The sequence below is a fragment of the Paenibacillus sp. TSM33 genome (assembly GCF_056099025.1).
This window is the reverse complement of record NZ_JBLZXB010000010.1, coordinates 351,286-376,086: the sequence shown is the minus strand read 5'-3', so window position 1 is coordinate 376,086 and position 24,801 is coordinate 351,286. Positions and strand designations below refer to the sequence as shown.

The window sequence follows — 24,801 nt, the reverse complement described above, 5'->3', positions numbered from 1 at the left end:
ATGCAAATTAATAAATTGGTGCTTCGTAATATAGGAGCTTATTACGGAAACATAAACAAATTTGATTTTAGAACAACATCTAAAAATAATATTATCTTGCTTGGCGGTAAAAATGGCGCAGGCAAGACTACTATATTGGAGTCTCTTCGAATTGTACTATTTGGTTCGATGGCTTACGGATTTATAACCGATAATGAGCCATATTTCCGAAAAATACGCTCGTTATTGAACCGCAAAGCTCTGCAATTAGGCGAAAATGATTTTCAGATTTTACTTAATTATACTTCTACGGAAGATCTTCAAGACAATCATTACTCCTTAATTCGCAGCTGGAGGTTCAAAAATCAAAAAATCAAAGAATATTTCTCGATTCAAAAAAATGGAAAACACTTAAACGCACAAGAAATTTCAGATTTCCAAAATCGACTGCGTGAAGAAATGCCTCCTAGATTATTTGAATTGTGCCTTTTTGACGGTGAAGAAATCTCTAGAATTGTTTCTGAGGAAAAGATTCCTGAATATCTAAGCGAGTCAGGAAAGATTCTCTTTAATTTGGACCTCTTTATGAACCTAGAGAAAGATTTACAAACTTACCGATTACAATATTCTCAAAAAAATCTAGAAGCATCAAAAGATATTGAAGAGCAGAATAAACTGGTAAGTGAAATCAGTGAACTAGAACAAAAATTAGGAGAAACTGAGGAGCTAATTTCACATAGCGAAGGAGAAATTATAAATTTAATTGATCTGATTAAAAAAGATAAAAAAGAGTTTGAAATTCATGGTGGTTTAATTCAAGAAAAACGTCAAGAGCTAGTCACAAAAATTAATAATATTGAGAATACTAGAAAAGCAAATACTGATAAAATTCGTACCTTTGCTAATTCATTACTCCCTTTTTATATTGCTCGTACCCAATTAAAACAGGTTGATCAGCAACTTTCACTAGAAAAAGAAAACGAATCTTACGAGTTTGTTGCATCAACCTTAGAGAAAAGTAAACTTAATGAATTGCTAACCAATCTGCAGACAACTACAACATATCAAATGATAGATATTGATAGACTGTATGAAGGCATTCTTAATTTAATTCAGCCTAAAAATATTCAATTACTCCATCGATCTTCCTTTGAACAACAAAGCGAGATTCACAGCTTGTATAGACAGATTCAAACTATAGAGATCTCGAATTTCATTGAATTATTTGACACTAATACAAAGCTATTGGAAGAAGCACAGAATCTTAGAAGAGCTGTTGAAAAAAACGATCAAGCTAGTGAATTTAAAGTTCTTCTCGAAAATATAGAAAATAAAACCAAAAGAATTGAGCAACTAAAGCTTACAATTGAACTTGCCACCAATGAAGTAAATATTTTAAAAGAAAACATTCACATAAAAACAATTACTTCTAACAAGATAACAGAAAAAATCAGAGACTATCATAAATCAGAGAATTCCTATGTGATGACTGAAAAACTATTAAAAGTGAGTCAACGATTTAGAGAAAGACAATGGCGTAAAAAACTTGACGATGTAGCCAAAGAAGCTACAAAAATGATTAATATTCTCTTTAGAAAAAAATCTTATATTGACCGGATGCATATAGATCACTCTTCATTCGAATTGCACCTTTATAATAAGGAGAAACAAGAAGTTACCAAAGAACGCTTATCTGCTGGTGAAAAAGAAATGCTTATGCTTACCGTAATTTGGGCAATGTTTAAAGTTTCGGGATGGAAACTTCCATTTGTATTTGATACTCTCTTTGGTCGTCTAGATCAAGATCACAAAAGAGCATTAATTCAATATTTTATACCTAGATGCGGAGATCAAGTATTGATGTTTACTACAGACTCTGAAATTTCCTCTGAGCAATTTGAACTAATTAAAGATATTACTTCAATCTGCTACACATTGGAATTTAACGAAACTATAGAAACAGCAGAGATCATTCAAGGTCGATACTTTAATATTACAAGGGAGAACGCCCTCTAATGAATTTCACTTTAAAAACATCTAAATATGCGAAAGATATACTTTTGCAGCTCCAAGCTTCTACAAGTATTACACCAAATATACTAATTCGTTATGCAGTAGCTTTGTCTTTAAAAATTGGAGATTCTTCTGCTGAGCTTACCCCTATCACAAAAGATTTTACTGATGGACTTACACTTAATCGTAGTACAGTAACTGGAGAATACGATTATGTTTTCCGTGCAATGATTACACAAGCAGCAGGAAAAGAACTCTCAGACGAAGAGTTCTTCCCAGGTTATTTTAATGCTCACTTAGAACGTGGAATTAGAGCACTTGCTGCCGAATATAAAAGTGCAGGAAATTACGAAAAATTTATTCGTGCTTTGCTATCTTAATTGAAAGTTGTTGATATTATGCTTTATTTAGACAATAGCGCAACGACAAAAATTCATCCTGAAGTTCTAAATACCATGCTACCTTATTTACAAGAGGAGTATGGGAATCCTTCTAGTAAATTCTACTTATTAGCTGAAAATGCTAAAAAGGCAGTCTCCAAAGCACGCGAACAAGTTGCCGAACTTCTTGGGTGTGATGCTGATGAAGTTATTTTCACCAGTGGTGCTACCGAGAGTAACAATATGATCATCAAAGGGATTGCTGATTATCACGGAAGACAGGCAGATGCTAACAAAAAAATGCTTACTTCAAAAGCAGAACATCCCTCAGTCATTGAGACATTTAATTATTTAGAAGAACATGATTTTCAGATTAATTATTTAGATGTAGACCAATTTGCTAGAGTGAATATTCAAAAAGTAAAAGAAGCAGTTGTTCAAGAGCATCCTATGCTTACTTCAATTATGTGGGGGAATAATGAAATAGGTTCTTTAAATCCAATTGAAGATTTATCATCAGTATTCGAAGAGAATGGTCTTTTTTTTCACACAGACGCTACCCAAGTTGTAGGCAAAATCCAAATTGATTTAAATAAGCTTAAGGGTGTTCGACTTTTATCTCTCTCTGGCCATAAAATCGGTGGGCCAAAAGGCGTAGGCGCAGCAATAATACGAAAGCAGTCCAAAGAGATTTACACGCGTATCACTCCTCTCCTCCATGGGGGAGGTCAAGAAAACAATTATCGAAGTGGCACTTTAGCTGTGCATAATATTGTAGGGTTAGGGAAAGCAGCTGAGCTAGCTCTTAAAAACCTTGATAAAAATATTAAAAAGTTAAATGACTTAGAAAAGTACCTAACAGACATCTTAAAAACTAATTTAGGAGACAAAATAAGATTTAATAGCGACGAAAAAAATAAAATTCCCGGCTTAATTAGCTTACAATTTATTGGTGTTAATAATGAGTTGCTTTTAAAGAAGCTCTCCCCTTTTGCAGCTCTCTCCTCTGGCTCCGCTTGCAGTTCTAGCAAACCTAGTCATGTATTAAGTGCTGCTGGTAAGTCGCTCGAGGAAGTCCGTCAGACAATAAGAATTACTTTAAGCCCAGATATTAATAAGAATGACTTAGCTTTTTTTAGACAGATCAAATAAATATTAAATTAATTATAGTTCATAAAAAAAGTGAACTAATAAATTAGATAAATTTATTAGTTCACTCTCTTCAAGCTATATACTCCTTGAGTCATTTGCTTTATTTTGAATAATCATTGAATAATTATTTAGCCTTCACACATCAAACCGAGATCCTTGTTTTGTTTCAGACATTCTCATATCCCCATATTTGAACGGCCTTTTTTGCCATTTGCTTTTGTCGAGTTTCTATCGTATCAAAATCCCAGTATTCTTCCATTATAATTTTGCTTGGATAGTATAGTCCCGATTTTTGGTATTCGGATTTTTTTTCTTCAAAATCTGAATTACCAACATTTTGGTTTATAAAACTTTCTAGTATAATGAGATTCCCAAGCCTGTATACATATTCTTTATATTCCGAAAGATTTCTAACATGTGCCCATTCTTTAATTCTACTCACGGATCTAGATGGTTTTTTGGGCATAATATGTTCTATATGTTGCTCTGAACCATGTGGCAATGGTGTAACTCCTGATACATATGCTCTTTCTAGCTCACTAAAAATATAATAGGCAAGTGGGCTAGACTTCGTAGAAAATCCTCTGAAGTTCCGCTCAAATGTTAAATCATCAGTAAGACTTTGCATATACAAAATCAAACTGTCAATATCTATAATATGTCGATGCTCTGGAATTACTCCCCTTTGTTTCTGTTCTAATCCAGTTATGTTTTGTGGATTTCGAAGTGATCTAGACATATTACCTATTTCTCGTTCTAAATCTGATACTGAATTTTTCCCAATTGTAAAAAATCGGAAACAAAATACAAGGGTGGCATTTACCAGACGTTCAAATCTTTCTACATCTCGATTATATAAAACCGCTCCCGTTAATAAAAGTGGAATACTATGGGAAATTCCTAAATTACTTTTTATAATTTTTAGCTTTTCTGCTATATTTCTATTCCAAAATTCCCCACCAATAAGATTGATTCTTGCATACCACTCAGATTCAGTTAGTAAATTTTCGAGATAAGCAATAGGGTCATTATTTTGTATATAGCCAGTTATAGCATCATAAAGATTAACGAGCTTTACAGGACCAATAGAAGAAGAATATTGAAATCTTAGAAAATCAGTTAGATCTTCATTCTCTATACATTCAAAATAGAATCCCAGCCTTCTTTAAGTTGGTCCCTTTGATTAGGTAGTACTGACATAAAAAGTTCATTTTTAATAATATCGGAATCAGTTAAATCGCGTCCTCGATTATTGATCGTGCCAAAAATTTTATATGCAGTATCACTTTGGTTAACGGTCAATTGAAGAACTACAAAATATCGTGTAAAAGAAGTAATATAGCATTTTAACTTCTCAATCAACTCATTCTGTGACAAAGTGACTGGGAAATCTCCACTAATTCTTTCTTCAAAATAATCATGAGATTCTTTAATCTCTGCGAAGCAGAATTAGAAATTGTAATCGGGTGTTTAGTCAAATATTCTGATCGCTCTACCGCATTATTACGAAGTAGTATATATTCTCTAAAGAACTTATCCACTGTAGAATCAAGTTGTAATCTGGGCCTATGAGGTTCACCATACGTATTTTTCTGAATTAAAGGTAAGATTAAACTACTTATACCTGACTGATCCTGAATATTTTCTATACGAAGAGAAACGTCATACAAGGTTTTAAGAAGTATAGTACTAGCAGTCAATCTTTGCTGACCATCTGTAACCTCGTATTGATTTTTGTTTCTTGTAAGAAGAATTGTCCCAAAGAAATGAGGTTTAATAGATTTTATAGTAAAATTAGTAATATTATAAGATTCAGTAATTACAGTTTTAAGATCTTCCCAAAATTGTTCTAGTTCATGAACTGTCCAAGCAAAGTTACGTTGGTAATCTGGTATACGAAATACTTGATCCTCATATAAAAGTAGACTTCTGATGCTATGTTCTTCTGCACTAAAAAAATCTTTTGGTTCAAACATTATTCAACCACCTTCTTGTAAAAAACATATAAAAATATATGAAATTTTATTTATATTGATTTCTAAAGTTAAAATATAAGACACGATTTATTTTAACTTTAGAAATTAGTTGGAAATGCGTAGGATATACCACTTCAGGTAGATGCTGCTTACTATATTGCTGCTTATCCATACCGTAACGCCTCCTCCTTTTTTCATGAAGTTTTGTGTTAAAATTATATTATTTATCCAATTCCCAAAAAGCGCGGTCCCTCATCCATGTCGGTTGGTCTGAACCTACTTTGACAATACTATAGTGCTTCTGCAAAGCTTTGATTCTACTCATAATATTTTCTTCCTCTGCTTTATTTTGCGTGCTAAATACCATCCTGATCTCTTTAGCAGACATTTCAGACACGCTATGAACTATCCACGTCAAGATATAATTTGCGTAATCATTATCAGTAGTCGAAAAGTGGCTAAGGAATTGTGTAGATAAAATAGTACCTACTCCATATTCGCGACCTTCTTTAAGAATTTTTTTAATTGATGTGAAGTTTTTACTCAAGAAGTTGTCTGCTTCATCAACCAAAATCATTTTCGTAATTTCTCGATAGTTCCCCTTAATCGCACTATGACCTTGCATTTGCATTTGGTTATAGAATACATCTAAAGTTATAGAAACTACCAAATTTTGAATACTTTCGTTGAAGCCAGACAAGTTAATTACAGTAATCCCTTCAACCATATAAAACAAAGGAATTGTTTGATCGGCAGCAGGCTCAAATACTTCGGTATCATATAATTCCTTTAATGCAGCATAGAGACTATCGATTTTTACTCCTTCTCTTTGAGAATATAAATCGTAAATATCTTTAAAGGTTGGAGCTGGGTTGCTCCAAGTTGAGCGATCCCCTTTAAGAATTCCCTTTTGTGCATACGCATCCATAATTAAATCTTTCAATGTAATAGATTGTACTGATCCTAGGTTGAAAGCTCTAGTAATGGTATCAGTCAATGAATTACTAGTATGCATGGGTAATAAGGGCCTAACAGGATCTGTGATAAATAATGATAACGGATTATATGGCAAGTGATACAAATCATAAACCTTTGCTTTGGTTACCTCAACAAACTCTGGTTTAATGTAGTCACCTTTATAATCGAATATTAAAATTCCAATCGGCGTACCGTGAATATTATCTTTACTATTTCGGTAAAGCTGAGTAATTAATGATTTTGTAAATTGGGTCTTACCAGTCCCCATTGTGCCTATAATTCCTGTATTCGTATGCATAACTTTATCTGTTGTAGTCGGGTACCACTTTATTTCTTGTCCACTTTGTGCATTATGCCCGAACAGAACCTCTAATGGTTTTGTAGGAAATGATTTATTAGTGTCTACCTCTTTTGACTCTACGAAAGTTGACGCTATTTCCTGATAACTAGATACTCGATATTCATTATAATCTTCAGCTATTAATGGAATCGTGGTATCCTCGTTCTGATTAGTTTTTACATAGTCACTCTTAGAAACATATAGATTTGAAAGTAATTGATCCTTGGGAATATCACCATAATCACTTTGTATATGGTCTTTAATTTCCTCGATTCCTCTAACAAGGAAGTCGTACCCACTTTGTTCAGGATAATTAAATATTAATACTTCCTCTGTCTTCTTTATATCAGTAAAAACAACATCTTTTTTAAATGAAATTACTGCCCCCTCCCCAATATACTCTTGCAGTGTGTTACAGATTTGGTAATCATCATTTGATAATTTTTCTCTCAAATAGCTATTGGTTATATTTTGCCAATATTGTTCAGGCCAAACATTATAAAGTTTCATTTTTTCGGCACTAGAAATTGCTAGTTGAATAAAGAAGTTACGATATAATCTCGATTTAAATGAATTTTTATCATTTAAGAATTCTACTAATAATCCTTTGGTTTGTTTTACTTGTTTAATTGCTTTGTCAAATGTAGTAGACGAGTTATTACCTATTTTCACTTCGATCGGAAACAAATGTACAAAAAGTTCACCTTTTTGATCTTCAATACCAACTAATAAAAGATCATCACTATAAGACCCGAATTTTCCCAGATTTTTAGTCGAGAACAGCCCGTCTGCTTGCTTTAATCCTGTACCACCTGAAATTCGAAGCACTTCTTCCATTGAAATCGGAATCCAAATAATATCTCGATGTGCTAATGAGGCAAGTGCCAATTTCACGGCTGAGATAATACTAATTTTCTCTCTTGGAAACTGATTTTTTTGAGCCAATAATCGTAGTAGCCAGTTTCCATTTATAGCATTAAAGAAGTTAACAATTGGCGGCAAATCTTCTTTATTACATTCAATTTTTTGAGATCTTAAGAATTCTTCAATAAGACGCTCATATTGTTTAGAACGTTTAGTAACTGTTATCGCGTCAAATCCACTCGATGATGTATATTGATCACTATAGTGAATCACTAGCAGATCTTTTTGAGCATCATCATTTTTAAAGAAACTTAAATCGACTTTTGGCTCAATAAAGGTAACCCAATGTGCTGAATCATACACTAAATCCAACTTCTGTTTATGATCAGCTGAAATTGCAGTGACTATATTCATATCTTCCTGATAGTTGTCCAGCGTACGAGCAACACGTAACAATGAATTTAGTTTGGGGGCAATTGAGAGAAGAGGAGACTCTGATTTTCGATAATACTTTGTACCAAATCCTGTTTTATAATCATCATTTATAAATACAGATGGAATCCCTGAAACCAATCCAAAAAGTGAAACCCCAGTAATTATTTCTGACGCATTACTCGTCGCAACCTGCTCAATTTTGCTCATTTGATAAAAAGTCACATGACTATATTCATATTTATTAATTTGAACGTCTTTTGAATAAAACTTAACCTGATCTCGGAAAATATTAAGGAGTTCTTCTGAGTGATAGCCCTCCAAATCTAGATTCAAATTAAAGATCTTCGCTATTTCATCAGCATCTGAATACTGAGACATTTCTTCAAAAACATTGTTGATTCCTTTTTCAGCATATATATTGAGTTCAATAGGTAATAAATCCTTTTTTTCAATCTTGTTTTTAAGCTGACGTTTATAATATTCAAATAATCCCTGTAAAATCTCTTGGCAATCTCCCATGTTGATCGTGTTTATTTTCAGAGGAGCCCTATAATCTAATTCGAATAAATAAGAAAAATGCTCTGTAAACTCTATAATTTTCTCCTGCACAAGTTTACTCACAAAAAATTTAGAGGATTCAAATCTAGGTAAACTCTGATCAATGTAGGTCAACCATTCATAAGAGTCACTGTTCTCGACAGCTTTAAATAATCTAGATTTATTAAATGATACATAAGGTAATAAGTTAGTTGGCCTTAAGGAACGCAGTAATTCGTCATTTATTACCTCCGAACCTATAAGATCGTTTAATTGTAGCTGATAGGCAATATTTAAAGGATGCAAAGGAGTAAAGAGCCACTCCGGATCTTTAGACCCCTTTTTAACGGTTCCAATCAACGCTAGGTCTCTTTTTAAATAATCTAAAGATTGACCGTTCTCCAATTCATTTAACTCTTTTAAAAATGCATTAACATAGTTTTTGGCTAATGCCGTATATTCATCATTAAAAAAGGCTAAACTCGGAAGCAACTCATTTGCTCTAAAAAATCTTAGTAAATCAAAATAAGAATCTCTCAAATACTCTGATACTGAAATATCTTTAGGTATAACCTCTCCAGCTTCTTCACAAAAATACATGTGGTTAGACTCAATTAGTTTAAGTTCCCGTTCTAAGCTTTTTTTAAAGTCTCCTTGCGCATACGTCTCACGAGTACCTTGAACAATCTTCATTTTTTCATTCTCTAAGCGGTACACAAAGTGTGCTTGCTTTTCCCTTTTTAATTTCCACACATTGAAACCACTTATCGGAGCAGGACGTTCTACTATATCTTTTACTGCAAAAGGAATTTTAGTATAGGGTAATCGTATTTCGAACTGAATTAACTCTTCTTCGTTAGCTATCTCTGTATTTCTATGGATAACTAGCTCGTCAGACTCTGCCATATCAAATTGGTTATTTTCTATTTCGCTGCTAAGCTCTACCTTTAGTACCTCAGATGCACCTTTATTTAAAATCCATTGATCGTCATCAGAGTTTATTAGGAGGCAAGAACCTTTAGATTTAGACAAATTAATTGTAAAAGAAGTTTGAATGGATTGGATTAATTTTTCCTTAGATTCAACAATCGCAATTCTAAAATCGTAAGTCTGAGATACTTCTGTTTTGTACCTTAATCCATAAAAACTTGTCTGACCAGGTTCATGATGTAAACAAACTTTGATTTTTTTTCCAGACGCTTCCGTGTCTAATTTTTGCCTTATTTCATTTTTACTAATGTACTGATTTTTTATAAAGTCATTAAAGGGTAGTTCAAGTGTAACTGTTTTATTGAACTCAGGATTAAATACAATAATATTTCTTTTTCGTTGCTTACTTTTCGTTTCACCATCTGCCTTCTCCCAATAGGTCAGTCCTTCGAGCGATAACTTTTTATTTGGTTCAATATACTCAAGTCCTTTACCCTCAAGTTTTTTTTGATTAGAACGTCTAACTGTACCAAAATCTGTATCCTGCCATTCAGAAACTGACAGAGCTTTTACACCTTGTTCATCAAAATGTCTTTCTAGGCCCACATCAATTGGTCCATACTGATGAATCATTTCGACATCGCTAAACAAAGACTGATTATCTTTCAAGCGTTCTTTAATCTGTTTATCTGTTCTGGGAGTATGAAACAATTCCGAGTCATAAAACAAACTGAATTTTTTATAATCTTTTGCTTCTAATTTTTCATTATTTAGAACGTTCATAATATTCTCATAATCAAACAAAGTAATTTGTTCATGTAAACCTTGTTGGGCTTTATTTGACTCCATAATAAATTGTAAAATTACTTTTTCTTCTTTGGAAAGATTCGAATCCTGCATTAATTCCTGCAAATTACTTTCAATAGAGCTAATGTGAAACGGCATTCCTTCTTTTGAAAACGAAGTCATCCCTTGCACCAAACTATCTAAACTTGAATTATGAATAAGTAACATTGCTTTATCAGTAAATTGCTCTTCTTGTGTACCTACTTTATTACGGAGAGTTGTCAAAAAATCCGGCGTAACATCTTTTATATTTGAAGCTATAAGAATTTTCACTGTATCATTAACTAGGCATATGGTTTGAAATAATTCTTCCTCTGTTTGCATAAAAAAGGGTTCTACATAATCTAATAAACCAACTTGCTCTACAAGGTTTTCTACTTGTTCTGTTCGTTCAAATTGAATATGGTACTTTTCTCCCGGCTGAACATTAATATCCGAGAAAAATTTTCGGATCTGGTGAGCTAGATAATTATAAAAATGCTTTGACATATATTGCATCCCCACTATCACTTTTTTTCTCAAGCAAATTAAGCTTTTCAAAATATTCTACAATAGATATTTGAGTATCACGATCAAAAATAATGCCTCTTACTTCGAATTCTTCAAACAACTTTTTCAATCTTATTTTAGGCATATCTTGGATAATCAATTTTGTAAAGAATAAAAGATAATCTGTATCTAAAATAAGCATCTTGCCAGATCTTCCTCGTGATTTCAGAAATGATTTTTGACAAAAATGTACAAACCACTGTTTATAATCATTATAAAGCTTAGAACGACCAGTTTGATTGAATTGATGATCGATCATATTAAAAAACAAATACATATTATTTAATACAGGAATATCATATGGACGCCTCACTGTACCCATTAGCTCCCATTTTATATCCCCAGAAAGTTTATTTTTATACTCTTCCATCAGTTGAAAAATTTGTTGATCTAATATTTCAAGATCTTCTTGAGGCATATTACGAATTCTACAGGCAATATCTTGATAAGTATGAATGGTCCCTTCATTTGAAAGATTAAGAATTTTCAGAAAATTAACGTGTGAAAAAATACGATTTATTGATTTCTCCAAACTTCTCCAACCATATTCATAACTCACACGTGTTTTAGATAGTTTTTCTTCTCCTTCAAAAGTAAAATAAATAGGTTTAATTTCTTTTTCCAGAGAAGCAAACAATCCTTCGTTCCTTAGAGATAGCTGACTAACATAGAAAAAATAATAGTAAGAAACAATTTTTTCGACCTGCATAGTAAACAAATCACTCTTTGTAAGTAACCATTTGAAATCTCGAATAAATAATTTTGAAATTTCAGGTAATAACACTTCATAATTTTTGGGTTTTTCTGTTATTTCCCTTAACTCAGGAAGTGATTTAAAAAGCAACTCACTCATGAGATCATTTGAACTTTCTTGAATATTTTCCACAGACAATGGCTCTTCATGATTCCATAAAACATTGTACAAAAATATTGCGAGCTTTTTATTTTCATTTTCAGCAGTATTTATATAATATAAAGTCTTAGGATGGAATAGATATAACTGATTCTGTTCATCTAAAAACAAGGTTTTTATCATTTGCTTGAATAAACTGCGCTGATTTATATTTTCAAAATCAATCGTATCAAGCACCTTGTTAACCAACTCATCCGATTTCACATCTTCAGGAAGTTTCTTCTGTCCAACTAATCTAATAAATTCCCCAACTACTTCTCTGAAATTATATTGTGTCTCTTTAAACTTTGTATTATAAGGAAGAAGCTCTAATTCCATTTTGGGGTTGTGCCTAATTGAAGATGTAAATTTAAATTTCTCCCTAATCAAATCTGGATTTAAATAATAATTCATTATATTCACGTCTCCATAAACGAATATTGATCAAACGTTGAGTCGAATTTCAAACGATACCGAGATATCTTTCCGAATTGCTTACTTTCGAACACAATTTCCTCTTTTAGATTTCCTATGCTACTTAGTCTACCAATGAACTCGACAAATTTAATAAAATGAAATTTATCTTTCTTATTAGGACGATATCCGTTTTTAATTCGAATTAGCAAGGAATACAATGAAAAATCTATATCAATTGAAGCAATTGAGTTTTCTTCAGAGTAAACAGAATTTCTGGCTTTAAACTGTAATGTCATTACTGTTAAAAATTTAGACAACTCTTTTTCCATCAAAGTAGTCGACTGATTAACGTGTGGTTCCACCTCTAATTTTTGCAAAGCATAATATTTCGTTTGAGGTTGTCCAACTTGAATATAAACAAGATCACCACCATTGCTTTCGCCATTCCATTTATATATGGCTTCTCTTACATCTTCCCGATATAATTTTGCGAGCTTACTCCACTCCCGTTTATTCCAATAATACAGATTTTTCATGAACTGATCATAAATATCATCTTGAAAAGAAAGATGTTCCTCTTTAGGGATCAGATAATACAAATAAACAAACAATTTAATAATCATTTTTTTATATTGTTGATAATCTTTACTTTCTGAATTTCTCCATGGTGAATTCACTAAAAAAGATCTTGCAAAATAAGGCATTCTGTTGATGTCTATATATTGTGCAAAAAGGTAAGCTCCATCTTTTCGAGACTTAAATTCTATGAGATATTGATCTAGTTGTTCAGTCCTGATTCGTGTAGGATTAATTTGATTTATAGCACGATGTATAGACGAGGTATCAGTTTTTTCAAATAATTGAAAGGCTAGCAAACATGCTATATACGACTTGAAATCTTGATTTTGTACATATTCTTTTACTTGTAAATAGTTCATGTTTTCCATAGAAGATGGAACCAAAATGTTATATATAAAATCAAGTAAAGCTCGAGTAGATATAATTAATTTTTCCTTTATCATTGCTTGTATTAATAGATCAATAATCTTTTCTTGTATATCTTCATGCTGAAACAATTCGTAATTCTGCATAATCGGATTCTTCAAGGAAAGCTCTTTGTTAGTTTTGTAGTCCCTTAAATAAGCTTGATAAAATGGATTATTGTCAGATTTTTGAGTGATTTTTTGAAAAATACCCTTAATGTAACTTGATTTGGGCCTTGTCTCAGTGAGCTCATAAATGTGATAATCGCTAAAATTTACAAATTTAAATATATCATCGTCATCCACAGGAGTATCTTCAATTACAGTCTCTAAGATCCTTTTTTGATATACATAGTCTCGTAAACGAGAGAAATATCTCCCTTCGTCGGAATCAATGAAGTTATTTAAAGCACCTAAGTTAATTGCTAGAATAATACTTTGAGTACCTTCTTCTTGAAGACCTTGATCAGAAAACGGTTTAAGCACATGTGCCAATGTTTCAATGGATGTCTTTCGAGGTGAGAAACTTTCAGTAGCATCATTATGCAAATAAAAGCTACTTTTATCTCTTAAGAAATCATATTTATCTTTTAAATATGAAAGAATATGCGACTTCCCATCTCCTACTCCACCGCAAACCAAAATTAATTGAGCCTTTTCGGCAGAATAGGCCTCATTAATTATTGCTTCCAATTCCACTTCTACAGGTCTCTGAACATGCATATATCTTTTGAAATCGCTAAATTCCTCCAGGTTTTCCACAGCTTCTTTTGAAGATTGTTTACATTTTTTTAAAACATCAATAAGGTACTCATTTTTATTAGTATACATAAATAAATTCCTCCACAGTTATAAACTGTAACTACACTATCTAAAATAATCCATATATCCTACCTAATCAAGGATAAACTATATCTAAAGAACTATAATTCGACATTTTCATTACATACTCCTGCCATAACTTCCCTCTTACGAGTGAAAATAAGACATAATGATATCCCGAATCCGGTCCCGCACCAGCTTGTTGTATGTAGGCATATCAAATAACACCCTTTCTGATGTGGAGGTTTTAGAGTTTTGGCCTTAGCCAATATCTCCCTTTTCGCCATTATATCATCAGCTCTAAAATAATCGGGTGTTATGGATAAAAATTTAACAATTTAATTGAACGGGTTTTCTTTAAAAATAGACGGATACCGCTTCGATGGATTCGTTATGATACGCCGCGATAGACGTTCTAGAATAGAGTCTGTTTTATAAAGCAACATGTCTACTTCCTCTTGTTTCATCGTCTCCTTGGATGGATCATCCTCTCCCGAAACCAGATAATGCATGGTACCCATAAACAGCACCATATCTAAACACGGCTCAGCATCCGAGCGAATTAGTCTGAGCAGATCGTTTATGGATAGGCTAATGGATAAAGGCATGATTTGATTTCGATGTACATAAATGGCCTTTGCCATAGAAAACATGGCGCGATCACAAAGAATGAGGCAGTTTCGCAACTGATTATGATCACGCATCATCTGGGCAAGCTGCATTTGGTATTGGGCAAGCTTTTGAAAATCCATCATGCAATTCAATATGTGGGTGTCACTATACTTAGGCAATTTGAAATCGGAATCACTATGTAGTTGGGGACTTAAGGAGTAGTGTTTCATGGGGAATCAACTCCTGATTTAGAATTTCATAAATAAGGGTTTGGCAAAATCCCGAAACAAATGTGAGCAACGTAGCATATCACGAGACCACTAAAATGTATAATTTTCTAGCTATCGGATAAGCTTCATAATGAATATTACTATATAGTAGTTTTTAATTCAATTTACTTACTAACACATATTAATTAGATGTAACTCTTTCTCTACACTTCTAACTATAGAGAGGTGTATTCATGTCAGAACTATTAGAATTAGTCGGTACACGTATTCGAGATATTCGAAAGTCTAAAGGGCTTTCACAAGAAGCTTTAGCCGAAAAAGCAGGTTTCAATTCGAGTTATATTGGTTTCATCGAGCGTGCGGAGAGAAATATATCTTTGAAAAATCTGGAGAAAATAGCGAAGGCATTGAACGTGGGCGTCTATCAATTGCTTACATATGTGAAGGAAAATGATGAGCTTACCGAAGAAGATTCGAGTATAAAAGCCATTTTGTCTCTCCTAAGAACTCGTGAAACCAAAGATACTGAGCTGGCCTTAAAGATTCTTACGGATATATTTATTAGAATGGATGAACGATGAAACAAAAAAAAGGAACTGCGCTCTGCAGTTCCCTACCTACCTCTTACGACAACGCCAGCATCGCTTTCATATCTTCCTCTGCGGTCGTAATGAGCTTCAAGCCAAACATCTCCACCAACACATCCAGTACACCAGAAGAAATAAACTCAGGCGGTTTCGGTCCAATGCGAATATCCTGAATGCCCAGGCTGAACAAGCCTAACAGGATGGCAACTGCTTTTTGCTCAAACCAGGACAGCACAATGCTGACAGGCAGCTCATTCACCGTACAACCAAAAGCATCCGCTAAAGCCAGAGCGATTTTCACAGTAGAACCGGAATTGTTGCATTGTCCCAAATCAATATAACGCGGAATGCCAGTATCTCCAACGGTGCCGTAGTCCACATCATTAAAGCGGAACTTACCACAAGACGTGGTCAAAATGACCGTGTCGTTCGGCAAGGATGTCGCCAGCTCGCGGTAATAGTTGCCGCCTTTGCCCGGTGCGTCGCAGCCTGCAATGACGAAGAAACGACGGATATGTCCGTCTTTAACGGCCTGAATGATTTCAGGTGCCAGCCCGATGACCGTCTCATGATGGTATCCTGTCGTAAGCACCTGCTCCGAGTCTACATCTGCGGCTGGCAGGGCCAGCGCGCGTTCAATTAGTGGAGAGAAATCGTCATTCACAATTTTGGCAACACCCTCCAGCCCTGCTACTTCATAAGAGAAGAAGCGGTCTGCATATGTGCCTTTAATCGGCATAACACAGTTGGTCGTGGCAAGAATCGCGCCCGGGAACTCCTCGAACAATCTGCGTTGATCATACCAGGCTTTACCGATATTGCCTTTGAGATGTGGATATTTCTTCAACGCCGGGTAACCGTGCGCCGGCAGCATTTCCGAGTGAGTGTAGATGTTGATGCCCTTTCCTTCGGTCTGCCGCAGTAATTCCTCCAGCGCGTACAGATTATGTCCGGTCACGACGATGCATTGGCCTTCAATTTTATTTTGGCTGACGGTAATCGGCTGTGGAATGCCAAAACGATCCGTATGGGCACGATCCAGCACATCCATGATCCGTACAGCTGCATTTCCGACCTTCATTGCCATCTCCAAATGCTCTTGTACATTAAAGTTAGAATTGGTTAAGGTCATATATAACGCTTCATGCGTGATCCGATCCACCTCAGGATCGGTATATCCCAACTGACGAGCATGTGTCGCATAGGCAGCAATCCCTTTTAATGCAAAAATCATTGTATCCTGCAAGCTCGCTACTGTCTCATTTTTTCCGCACACCCCGATGACTTTACACCCGCCACTCGGCGTCTGTTCACACTGATAACAAAACATATCGTTTTCCTCCAAATATTGATAGATATTTGTTCGTTATCTACAGCGTAACAAACCCCTGAACGTGCGGGTGTGATTACACACACACTTTTTAGCCAGATTATCATGAGAGGGCGCAAGGCAATTCCGCAATCCAACATTCCTATTCCGACGAATTTTCCTGAATTCCCCCACCCTTACGGTACTGCACAGGAGACACGCCCATGGCTTTTTTAAAAGCAGTGCTAAAATAGTGCTGACTATCGTATCCCGTACGTTCTGCTATATCAAGCACAGACAATGTCGTAGAGTCCAGTAGCTGCACTGCTTTGCGGATACGGGCACGCGTGACGAGGGTCACGAAGCTGTCGTTGAGCTCCTTTTTGAGCACACGGCTAAGATATACAGCCGATACCTGTAGCCGCGAAGCAAGAGCTTCCAGCGTCAGCTCCCGATCGGCATAACCTTCCTGAATAAGCTGCCGTGCCCGGCGTACGATGGGAGATAGCTGCGCTTCACCGTACACCCGATCCCGGCTCACCCGGTACGCATCGATTGCGCCTTCCAGCCCACCCTCGTTGGACTCCACATGGGTGTGAACCGCTATATTCAGGTAGCGTCCAATGGCCTGCTCTATAGAAGCACCGATCGTCTCAGGTGCCTCCTGCCACAGACATATGCCGATCAGCCCGTTCGCATCGCGAAACAACACATGCGATCGATCCTCCAGCAGTTCGCCAATAATATTTTCAGCCGCGAAAAGAAACAACTGGCGGTCATTCTCACGCATAATCGTCTGCCGTGCTTCTGCTGCAGGCCACCGTACCGCACCGATTTGAACAGGCGGCCGGGATGGAAGACGTAAAAACGCCAACTGCTCCATGACGTCTTTTCCCGTGTGCTGTCCTTCCAGCCATTCCAGACAAAATCGCTGACGCAGCAGCGGAATATTCCGTTCAATCTGCCCGGCAGCTTGTTCTACATAGGCGGCGCGTTTGTACTCCTCGTCCAGTCGCTGACGAAGCCGTGACAATGCAGCGTGAAGCTGATCCGCATTTACCGGCTTCAGAATATAATCTTCTACGCCAAGCCGGACAGCCTCCTGTGCATAAGCAAATTCATCATGCCCGGAAATGATCAGGCAACGGCACTCCGAGCGTCCTTCCCGCAGCCGCCGAATCAGTTCAATTCCATCCATGAATGGCATATTCATATCGACCAGCACGATGTCGATGCTAAGCTGACCAACCAGTTCCAGCGCTTCTTCACCGTCCTCGGCCTCTGCTACAACCTCCATGCCCAGAGCCGTCCAGTCTAGGCAGTCCCGAATCCCCTCACGAATGATCGGCTCATCATCTGCGATCAATACTTGATAACGTTTAGCCGTCCCTATCGTCACTTCTGGTATGGCTTGGTCAATCAGACTCGCCGTTGTCGCGTTGTCTGTTCCCTTGGATTTCGTCATCCTGACCCTCTCCTTTGTCATAAGGCTTCTTCAGTTGCGCCATATCCAGCAGCAACGGATGAGTGATTGTAACGCAGGTACCTGTCCCTTCTTTACTGTCCAATGTAATTCCATATTCCTCGCCAAAAGACAATCGGATACGCGCTTGTACATTCAACATGCCGTAGCTTCTGCCATTTGTACGAACTTCCTTTTGTTTCCGTCTTCCTTCCATCGCCTCCAGCGGTATTTCCAGCCATTCACGCAGCTCACACAGACGCTCCGCCGTCATCCCTGCACCGTCGTCACGTACCGTCAGCAGCAGCTTGCCGTCCTCGGCTTTAGCTTCTACGCAAATCGTGCCTGGACCACGTCTGGCCTTAATGCCGTGGTAAATCGCATTTTCCACCACAGGCTGAAGCATAAGCTTCAACACAAACAGATCCTTCAGCCCGTCGGGTACATTTAATTCCCAGCGAAGTCGGTCACGATAACGGGTTTGCTGGATTTGCATATAGCTTGAGATATGCTCAATCTCAGAGCGCAGCGGAATAAAGTCATCCCCTTTGCTCAGTCCAAGGCGGAACAATCTCGATAATGCCCCCACCATATCGGATACGTCGTCTGCTCCATTTTTTCGGGCCATCCAATGAATGGTATCTAGCGTATTGTATAGAAAATGCGGCTTAATATGCTCTTGAAGACTGCGTAGTTCGGCATCCCGTTTTTGTCGTTCCCTCAGTTCGCTAAGCGACATGAGACGGCGGATTTGCTCCAGCATCCGGTTAAAGCTCCGGCCCAGCATTCCGATTTCATCCCCGCGCTCACTCCATTGGCGAACCGTAAGATCCCCCGTCTCTGCCGTACGCATATAAGACATAAGCCGGAAAATTGGCTGCGCGATAGAACTGGACAATCGCAAGGATGCTGTTAAGCCAAACAGACATACAATGAAAACAAAACAGACGACGTAGAACTGAATTTGCCGTACTTCCAGTGTAGATTCACGTGCCGGGAATACCCCCACTGTCCTCCAGCCCGTGAACTCGGAGGCCTGAAACATGAACAGCAATTCCCTACCTCCAGCTTCACGGGTAAACATCCCGCTATCCTCTGTTCCGAACCATTGCGGCGGAATGCGCTCAATCAAAGGCATATCTGGCATATATACACTGCGTCCCTTGGCATCTGTCACCATGACATACCCGCTTTTGCCCAAGGTTACATCTCTGGCAGCTTGCGACACAGCCCGCAGCTTAAGATCAATCATAATTACACCCAGTACATGTCCTGTCTCCGAATCCGTGACCGAACGGACGACAGAGACAATTTCACTGTCCTTGTACCGGACATGAGTGGTCACATTACGGTGACTTGGCTGTCCCAGCACAGTGAATATCCCTGCATGCTGCGCCGCCTGTGTGTACCAGTCTTCTTCCGTCAGACTGCGTGTACTTCGAGCATACATTTCATTGCTGATATAATCTCCTTTTTCGTTCACGATCAGAATCCCGGCAATTTCAGGATATAAAGTGGTAAAACCCTGCAAAAATTGCTTCATTTCATACAAGGTATCCTGCTCCTGTACGGAACTTACAACCTGCTTGGAGCCGGGAGCCTGGTTAAGGAGAGGCTTCTGTGCTTGCTCCGCCTGACTTTCTGGCATCACACTACTCGTATGACCCGCGTGGCCATCAGCCAGCGTCCGTCCTTTCCAAAACTCCCCAATTTCAGGATTAAAGGCAATCAGATACGTCATGTTCTGTAAATTTTCCATTTTGGTATCGAGTGCTTCGTTCACCTTGCCAATTAACTGCATCGTATGGTTTTCCACCTGCCGCTCAATAATCCGTTCCACCGTCCAATTCACCAGCAGGCCTAGTCCCAGTGAAGGCACGATGCCAAACAGCAAGAACAGCACCATGAGCTGATAGCGTAAAGGCATATTGCGCAAACGTAACCTCGGCATCATTTGATGCATCCCTAAGTGGATGCGCTTCCAATATTTATTTTGCATAATAATCATCTACATTCACTCGGGTGACGACGGAAATCCCAGTATCCACCCGCACGGGCAGCGGGGTGTTATCTCCAGACGAAGAAGGTGCAGGAATTGTCAAATGATGATGCAGATGGAACAGATATTGAAGTGACCAATAGCCCATATTCCATGTCCCTTGGGCAATCGTTGCCGAGATGGTCCCATCACGAATCATATCCAGTGTCGCTTTGTTCGTATCAAAAGAAATAATTTTCAGCGGATGACTGCTTTTTTGGCTCAGTGCTGCCTCACCCACACCTGTTCCTCCGGTGGCTTCGGTCACAAAAATACCCGCCAGTTTCGGATAAGCTTTCATCAGCCTTTGCGATTCATCCCTAGACACCATCACGTCAGCACGACCATCTACCACTTCCACCACCTTCATGGCAGGATACTGCCGCTGAATGGTATCGCGAAAGCCGCGCGAGCGTTCCTCATGATTTTGCTGCCCAGGCAGTGTGAGAACAGCGACTTGGCCTTCACGTCCCAACAGCTCTGCCATTTTTTCCGCAGCGGTCACGCCCGCCTTATAATTATCCGTGCCCAAAAAGGTATACGCCCGGCTCCCCGGCGCTCCGGCGTCAAACAGCACGACAGGAATGTCCGCATCCAGCGCCTTATTAATGACCGGGATCAGGGAGTGGGGATCAATCGCTGATATGGCAATGCCTGCGGGTTTACGGGCAATCGCCTGCTCAATAACGGTCGTCTGCTCCTGTGCATCATACCGGGTAGCCCCCCGGTACTCCACAGTTACCCCCAAAGCATCCCCAGCATCCTCGAAGCCTTTGAGCCCGCTTTTCCAATATTCCAAACCGGACTGGAACGTAATCATCATATACGTTTCTCCGATACTGCCTCGCAGCCCTTTTTCCTCCCAAGCTCCATTCAACCGCCCGGTTTGTTCATATCTGAACACATAGAGAGCAAAGGCCGCAATCAACAGCATGTACACGAGCAGCGTTTTCTTCATCCTTCCTCTCCTCTTCCTATGCGCATCCTTAAATTTAAATTTGCTTTGTTTTTATTTAGATTGTAAACGCAATCATATTAAATTGGAACCACTTCACTCTCTATACTTTCAGGTAGCGTTAATCCTGCACTAATGTTCCTACGGTACAATACCTACAATTGTGCTAGGAAAAACATGTGCGAATCTTGAGGAAAAGGAGTGATATGGATGACCAAGCCGCGTATCGCGGAGTGGACAGAACTACGGGGCCTTGCCTACCTCGCTGTCGTGCTTCAGCATTGCATTGGCGAATATATTTATCGCAGCGACATCCAACAGCCGGATTCCGTTATGCTCGCGATGCTGTACCATTTGACACGTTTTGGCACACCGACGTTCGTTTTCCTGTCTGCGGCGCTGCTATTTTATAATGGTAACAAACCGATTGGCTATTCCCGTTATATTGGCAGACGGTTTCGAGATATTTATGTTCCTTTTCTCTGCTGGACAGTTGTTTATTGGGTATGTACTCAGAACTGGTCAACCGCGCAGTGGGTAAATTTATCCTTTTACAAAGGCATGTTCGAGGAAATGATCATCCCCGTCAGCGGATATCATCTATGGTTTGTGGTCATGATCTTTCAGTTTTATATTTGGTTTCCTTTATTTGCAAAAGCAACCGAACGGATTCGGACGTTTCTACGTCGTTTTAGCACCAAAAGGCGCAAGCAGCTTGTTTTGGCTGTGATGCTGATTGCTGCTGCGGCTTATGCGTTGCTGTTACAATGGTCCTACTATGACATGTCTGCATGGAGCGCTTGGTTGCCATCCTTGGGGCAGACCCTGTTAGATTACCGCACTTATAACTTTGTTATGTATTTTTTCTATTTTATGCTGGGCGCAGTATGCGCCTATATGACAGACACCTGGCGGGGATTGGCCCAACAGACATTGCCGTGGAATGTATTTGTCTTTATTGGTCTGTTCATGCTCATGGGTCACACGATGCTGATCCAGTCTGGCGATACGATCAATCTCAATATTTCTACCTATCTGAAGCCAAGCACCTTCGTGCTAATTGTCTCACAGCTGCTTTTATTGTACGGACTACTGCTTCATCTGCAAAAAGACCAGCGTTCCGAGCCGTTTCGTCGTATGCTGAACTGGGTTGGACGCTATTCCTTCGGAGGCTATCTGGCCCATGCGCTCGTACTGTCCTTCATATCCCATTACACTCGTCCGCTTGCACTAGGTGATCATCATTTTACAGCTACGCTCATTACGTTTGTCGTCGTGGCAAGTGCTTCTCTGGGCATCAGCTGGCTCTTTGCCCATCTGCCCGGCGGCAACTGGATTGTTGGCTCCAAAGGCAGACAGCGATTGAACTGGCGGCTTCATTTTCAGTTCCTTTCCTCCAAACGTGCTTCCAAAAGCACACAGGAGCTTGGCTAATCTGATAAGCAATAGTACAACACTTAAATAGGACATTCTCGAATAAACGGGAATGTCCTATTTTAGCTAAATTAAAATATTTATCTTTTATTTAGAATTTTGCAAGAATTACAGACTAATATATTTTTGAGTCCTCAACCAGTAACAACCGATCTAACTCAAATCAATGGGAAGACAGCACGTATTATTTAGCCTTAGTAATATTTACGTACAGAGTCTCTTCTTTCTTACTACTGTCTACAGTAGCACCCATAACCTCGGACACAAATCTAAGTGGCACCATAACACGGTTAGGAGATACTGGCATTACAGGAGCACTAGGCAGTATTTTTTGCTGTTCGTTCACATAAGCAACTTTGCTTCCAATTGTTAAGCGCACTGTCTTACCATCTTTCGAACGGATTGTAACCTCTTTCTTTTCTCTGTTCCAGTTTACAGTTTCGCCTAGATTTTCTGATACAAATCTAATGGGAACATAAGTTGTATTGGTTGCTCGTTCAATATAAGGATTGGCATCGGATGTAACCTCAACATTGTTGACTTTAATCACAAGATTATACAAATATTTAGGGAGAGCTGCACTGGCCTGATTTACTGTCACCAAGAAGATTAAGGAAATAAGTAACGTGTTAACTACCTTTTTTAACATAACGCATCAATCCTTTACAAATAGAATTACATTTATTGTTTATAAAAAGTGTACTTCTCTACATAATTTGAATCCTTGACATAATCAATTCGGCCACCATGATTCCAAACATCATCACTCAAATTAGTGACATTTTCGGGGTACTTGGTGCCAGCGCTATTATTAATTAGGAATCTCATATTGTTCCAAATTGCTGGCGAACTAAAACCGTATGAAAAGGAGCTATAAGGGGAACCAGCATTATTCATTGCTACAGCAGTAACTCTTTTAACGGATCTCCCCGTCGTACCCAAACCATTAAATTTGACTACATAGATATTAGAATAGTTAATTTGCTCTCTAATAGTTAATGTAGGCTCATCCGATTTGCCTGCATAATAAAATACTTTATAACCATTAATAGTCGCACCACCATCGAACTTCTTTGACCGATAAGTATAGGTAGTGTCTGTTGAGCGAGGTTGTGAATAACCGTTGTCATCTCCCTCATTCACATTATGAAGTACCTTGGCATGAAAAACAGGATACCATCCTGCCAGAGTTTGCTTTGAAACAACACCTTCAAAACCTACCTCTGCGACCCCATCAACACCAGTGTACAGGTATGCTGCCTCACCCTTTCCATATGCATCGGCTATTGGGTATGAAGGCAAAACTACAGAATCAGCCATGACTCCATTGTAAACAATTGATGAATTACTGGCCGGGGTTTGCAAGCGGTGGAATGCTCCCGTTTCTTTCCCCGCTGAACTCCCTCTATTTGGAAGAGAAGATTGCAAAGTTATTCTACGCCCGTTATTTTTGTTTTCTAGATAATCATCACTATTGACGTAGGTTGAATCGGTAACTTCAGTAACTTTCTTTTCAAATTGTTCCTTAATATCTCCTTGTTTAGATGAAGTAGCATCAACCAGATCGCCAGCTTCGTCGATATTCAATATAACCACTTCGGCATCCTGCAACTTTTCAATTTTTTGAATTGTATCCTGTTTAAGTACTCCTTGTTCTAAAAGGCTATCAACAGATTGGCTAAATTCTTTGTTGCTTAATGTTGATATCCCTTTTGCAGCGGCAGGAACTGATAATTGTATTTCTTGCTCAATAGCATCTTTAATGTACTGATTAAATTCATTCGATGAAAATTCTTTCCCTTGAGCATTTGCTGCTAAGCTCGGAATGGAAACGGTCATTAGTAGAATAGAAAGAGCAATCTTAGATTTCTTCAACATAATAATAAACTCACTCTCCATATTTTAATGTAACGCTATAATCGAAAGCTGGCCAGCGTTTCTTCAATTATGGAAATTAATTCATAATAATAACTCTATTTGCATTATAATGTTTAATATTTCCATAATCAATATTTTTATTTTTTTCTTTTATTTGTAATGTGTAAAAGAAACGGAACAATCTCTATCGCTCCTATCACTTC

General features: G+C 38.0%; 19 protein-coding genes. 5 read left to right on the top strand and 14 right to left on the bottom strand.

From position 1 onward, the window contains the following. From dndD to ACN6NF_RS05535, 3 genes are read left to right on the top strand one after another with little or no spacing between them, the layout of a single operon-like run. Nucleotides 1–1,995 carry a DNA sulfur modification protein DndD gene (gene dndD, locus ACN6NF_RS05545; protein WP_474315910.1) on the top strand — a complete coding sequence of 665 codons (1,995 nt, stop codon included), beginning with the start codon at nt 1–3 and terminating at the stop codon, nt 1,993–1,995. Then, nucleotides 1,995–2,372 (top strand): DndE family protein, encoded by a 378-nt coding sequence (locus tag ACN6NF_RS05540; RefSeq protein ID WP_474315908.1) that lies wholly within the window; start codon nt 1,995–1,997, stop codon nt 2,370–2,372. Before dndD ends, ACN6NF_RS05540 begins: the two co-directional genes overlap by 1 nt. Further along, nucleotides 2,373–3,524: a cysteine desulfurase family protein gene (locus tag ACN6NF_RS05535; protein WP_474315906.1), complete on the top strand. Its 1,152-nt coding sequence runs from the start codon at nt 2,373–2,375 to the stop codon at nt 3,522–3,524. It begins immediately after the preceding gene. Between the two features lie 166 nt (nt 3,525–3,690). Here ACN6NF_RS05535 and ACN6NF_RS05530 read toward each other — a convergent pair whose 3' ends face one another. From ACN6NF_RS05530 to ACN6NF_RS05495, 8 genes are all read right to left on the bottom strand, one after another. After that, nucleotides 3,691–4,263, bottom strand: coding sequence for an HNH endonuclease family protein (locus tag ACN6NF_RS05530; RefSeq protein WP_474315904.1), 573 nt, complete (start codon nt 4,261–4,263; stop codon nt 3,691–3,693). Nucleotides 4,264–4,658: 395 nt separating this feature from the next. Beyond that, on the bottom strand, nt 4,659–4,901 hold the full coding sequence (locus ACN6NF_RS05525) for a GmrSD restriction endonuclease domain-containing protein (RefSeq protein ID WP_474315902.1): 243 nt from the start codon (nt 4,899–4,901) through the stop codon (nt 4,659–4,661). Further along, entirely contained in the window at nt 4,883–5,500 is a 618-nt protein-coding gene (locus ACN6NF_RS05520; RefSeq protein WP_474315900.1) for a DUF262 domain-containing protein, read from the bottom strand. The genes ACN6NF_RS05525 and ACN6NF_RS05520 overlap by 19 nt, the downstream gene beginning before the upstream one ends. Nucleotides 5,501–5,546: 46 nt before the next feature. Then, entirely contained in the window at nt 5,547–5,672 is a 126-nt protein-coding gene (locus ACN6NF_RS05515) for a hypothetical protein (protein WP_474315897.1), read from the bottom strand. A 48-nt stretch (nt 5,673–5,720) separates the two neighbouring features. Continuing rightward, nucleotides 5,721–10,919, bottom strand: coding sequence for a DNA phosphorothioation-dependent restriction protein DptH (gene dptH / locus ACN6NF_RS05510; protein ID WP_474315894.1), 5,199 nt, complete (start codon nt 10,917–10,919; stop codon nt 5,721–5,723). Continuing rightward, on the bottom strand, nt 10,900–12,285 hold the full coding sequence (gene dptG / locus ACN6NF_RS05505; RefSeq protein WP_474315891.1) for a DNA phosphorothioation-dependent restriction protein DptG: 1,386 nt from the start codon (nt 12,283–12,285) through the stop codon (nt 10,900–10,902). The genes dptH and dptG overlap by 20 nt, the downstream gene beginning before the upstream one ends. A gap of 5 nt (nt 12,286–12,290) precedes the next feature. Next, the gene (gene dptF / locus ACN6NF_RS05500; RefSeq protein ID WP_474315888.1) at nt 12,291–14,102 is read right to left on the bottom strand and encodes a DNA phosphorothioation-dependent restriction protein DptF; all 1,812 of its coding nucleotides are present in this window, start codon (nt 14,100–14,102) and stop codon (nt 12,291–12,293) included. Nucleotides 14,103–14,431: 329 nt separating this feature from the next. Next, a complete protein-coding gene (locus ACN6NF_RS05495) occupies nt 14,432–14,935 on the bottom strand; it encodes a hypothetical protein (protein ID WP_474315886.1) in 504 nt (167 codons plus the stop codon). A 233-nt stretch (nt 14,936–15,168) separates the two neighbouring features. Between ACN6NF_RS05495 and ACN6NF_RS05490 the strand changes: the two genes are divergently transcribed. Beyond that, the gene (locus ACN6NF_RS05490) at nt 15,169–15,516 is read left to right on the top strand and encodes a helix-turn-helix domain-containing protein (protein WP_016821354.1); all 348 of its coding nucleotides are present in this window, start codon (nt 15,169–15,171) and stop codon (nt 15,514–15,516) included. Nucleotides 15,517–15,559: 43 nt separating this feature from the next. Here the strand turns inward: ACN6NF_RS05490 and hcp are convergent, their stop codons facing one another. The 4 genes from hcp to ACN6NF_RS05470 form a co-directional block, all read right to left on the bottom strand. Next, entirely contained in the window at nt 15,560–16,852 is a 1,293-nt protein-coding gene (hcp, locus tag ACN6NF_RS05485) for a hydroxylamine reductase (RefSeq protein ID WP_016821355.1), read from the bottom strand. A 142-nt stretch (nt 16,853–16,994) separates the two neighbouring features. Next, nucleotides 16,995–18,296, bottom strand: coding sequence for a response regulator (locus ACN6NF_RS05480; RefSeq protein WP_474315881.1), 1,302 nt, complete (start codon nt 18,294–18,296; stop codon nt 16,995–16,997). Next, on the bottom strand, nt 18,247–20,247 hold the full coding sequence (locus ACN6NF_RS05475) for a cache domain-containing sensor histidine kinase (protein ID WP_474315878.1): 2,001 nt from the start codon (nt 20,245–20,247) through the stop codon (nt 18,247–18,249). The genes ACN6NF_RS05480 and ACN6NF_RS05475 overlap by 50 nt, the downstream gene beginning before the upstream one ends. A gap of 34 nt (nt 20,248–20,281) precedes the next feature. Further along, nucleotides 20,282–21,289: a substrate-binding domain-containing protein gene (locus tag ACN6NF_RS05470; protein WP_474315875.1), complete on the bottom strand. Its 1,008-nt coding sequence runs from the start codon at nt 21,287–21,289 to the stop codon at nt 20,282–20,284. 207 nt (nt 21,290–21,496) lie between these two features. On the opposite strand from ACN6NF_RS05470, the gene ACN6NF_RS05465 reads away from it, so the two are divergent. After that, nucleotides 21,497–22,720 carry an acyltransferase gene (locus tag ACN6NF_RS05465; RefSeq protein WP_474315872.1) on the top strand — a complete coding sequence of 408 codons (1,224 nt, stop codon included), beginning with the start codon at nt 21,497–21,499 and terminating at the stop codon, nt 22,718–22,720. Nucleotides 22,721–22,904: 184 nt separating this feature from the next. Here the strand turns inward: ACN6NF_RS05465 and ACN6NF_RS05460 are convergent, their stop codons facing one another. Together ACN6NF_RS05460 and ACN6NF_RS05455 are read right to left on the bottom strand one after the other, a co-directional pair. Further along, nucleotides 22,905–23,369 carry a copper amine oxidase N-terminal domain-containing protein gene (locus ACN6NF_RS05460; protein ID WP_474315869.1) on the bottom strand — a complete coding sequence of 155 codons (465 nt, stop codon included), beginning with the start codon at nt 23,367–23,369 and terminating at the stop codon, nt 22,905–22,907. A 32-nt stretch (nt 23,370–23,401) separates the two neighbouring features. Continuing rightward, nucleotides 23,402–24,619: a hypothetical protein gene (locus ACN6NF_RS05455; protein WP_474315866.1), complete on the bottom strand. Its 1,218-nt coding sequence runs from the start codon at nt 24,617–24,619 to the stop codon at nt 23,402–23,404. Between the last annotated feature and the right edge of the window lie 182 nt (nt 24,620–24,801).

Bases quoted from the DNA above. Each gene is read 5' to 3' on its own strand.
- dndD (WP_474315910.1), top strand. From the start codon at position 1: ATGCAAATTAATAAATTGGTGCTTCGTAATATAGGAGCTTATTACGGA.
- ACN6NF_RS05540 (WP_474315908.1), top strand. From the start codon at position 1,995: ATGAATTTCACTTTAAAAACATCTAAATATGCGAAAGATATACTTTTG.
- ACN6NF_RS05530 (WP_474315904.1), bottom strand. From the start codon at position 4,263: ATGTCTAGATCACTTCGAAATCCACAAAACATAACTGGATTAGAACAG.
- ACN6NF_RS05520 (WP_474315900.1), bottom strand. From the start codon at position 5,500: ATGTTTGAACCAAAAGATTTTTTTAGTGCAGAAGAACATAGCATCAGA.
- ACN6NF_RS05515 (WP_474315897.1), bottom strand. From the start codon at position 5,672: ATGGATAAGCAGCAATATAGTAAGCAGCATCTACCTGAAGTGGTATAT.
- dptH (WP_474315894.1), bottom strand. From the start codon at position 10,919: ATGTCAAAGCATTTTTATAATTATCTAGCTCACCAGATCCGAAAATTT.
- dptG (WP_474315891.1), bottom strand. From the start codon at position 12,285: ATGAATTATTATTTAAATCCAGATTTGATTAGGGAGAAATTTAAATTT.
- dptF (WP_474315888.1), bottom strand. From the start codon at position 14,102: ATGTATACTAATAAAAATGAGTACCTTATTGATGTTTTAAAAAAATGT.
- ACN6NF_RS05495 (WP_474315886.1), bottom strand. From the start codon at position 14,935: ATGAAACACTACTCCTTAAGTCCCCAACTACATAGTGATTCCGATTTC.
- ACN6NF_RS05490 (WP_016821354.1), top strand. From the start codon at position 15,169: ATGTCAGAACTATTAGAATTAGTCGGTACACGTATTCGAGATATTCGA.
- hcp (WP_016821355.1), bottom strand. From the start codon at position 16,852: ATGTTTTGTTATCAGTGTGAACAGACGCCGAGTGGCGGGTGTAAAGTC.
- ACN6NF_RS05480 (WP_474315881.1), bottom strand. From the start codon at position 18,296: ATGACGAAATCCAAGGGAACAGACAACGCGACAACGGCGAGTCTGATT.
- ACN6NF_RS05475 (WP_474315878.1), bottom strand. From the start codon at position 20,247: ATGATGCCGAGGTTACGTTTGCGCAATATGCCTTTACGCTATCAGCTC.
- ACN6NF_RS05470 (WP_474315875.1), bottom strand. From the start codon at position 21,289: ATGAAGAAAACGCTGCTCGTGTACATGCTGTTGATTGCGGCCTTTGCT.
- ACN6NF_RS05465 (WP_474315872.1), top strand. From the start codon at position 21,497: ATGACCAAGCCGCGTATCGCGGAGTGGACAGAACTACGGGGCCTTGCC.
- ACN6NF_RS05460 (WP_474315869.1), bottom strand. From the start codon at position 23,369: ATGTTAAAAAAGGTAGTTAACACGTTACTTATTTCCTTAATCTTCTTG.
- ACN6NF_RS05455 (WP_474315866.1), bottom strand. From the start codon at position 24,619: ATGGAGAGTGAGTTTATTATTATGTTGAAGAAATCTAAGATTGCTCTT.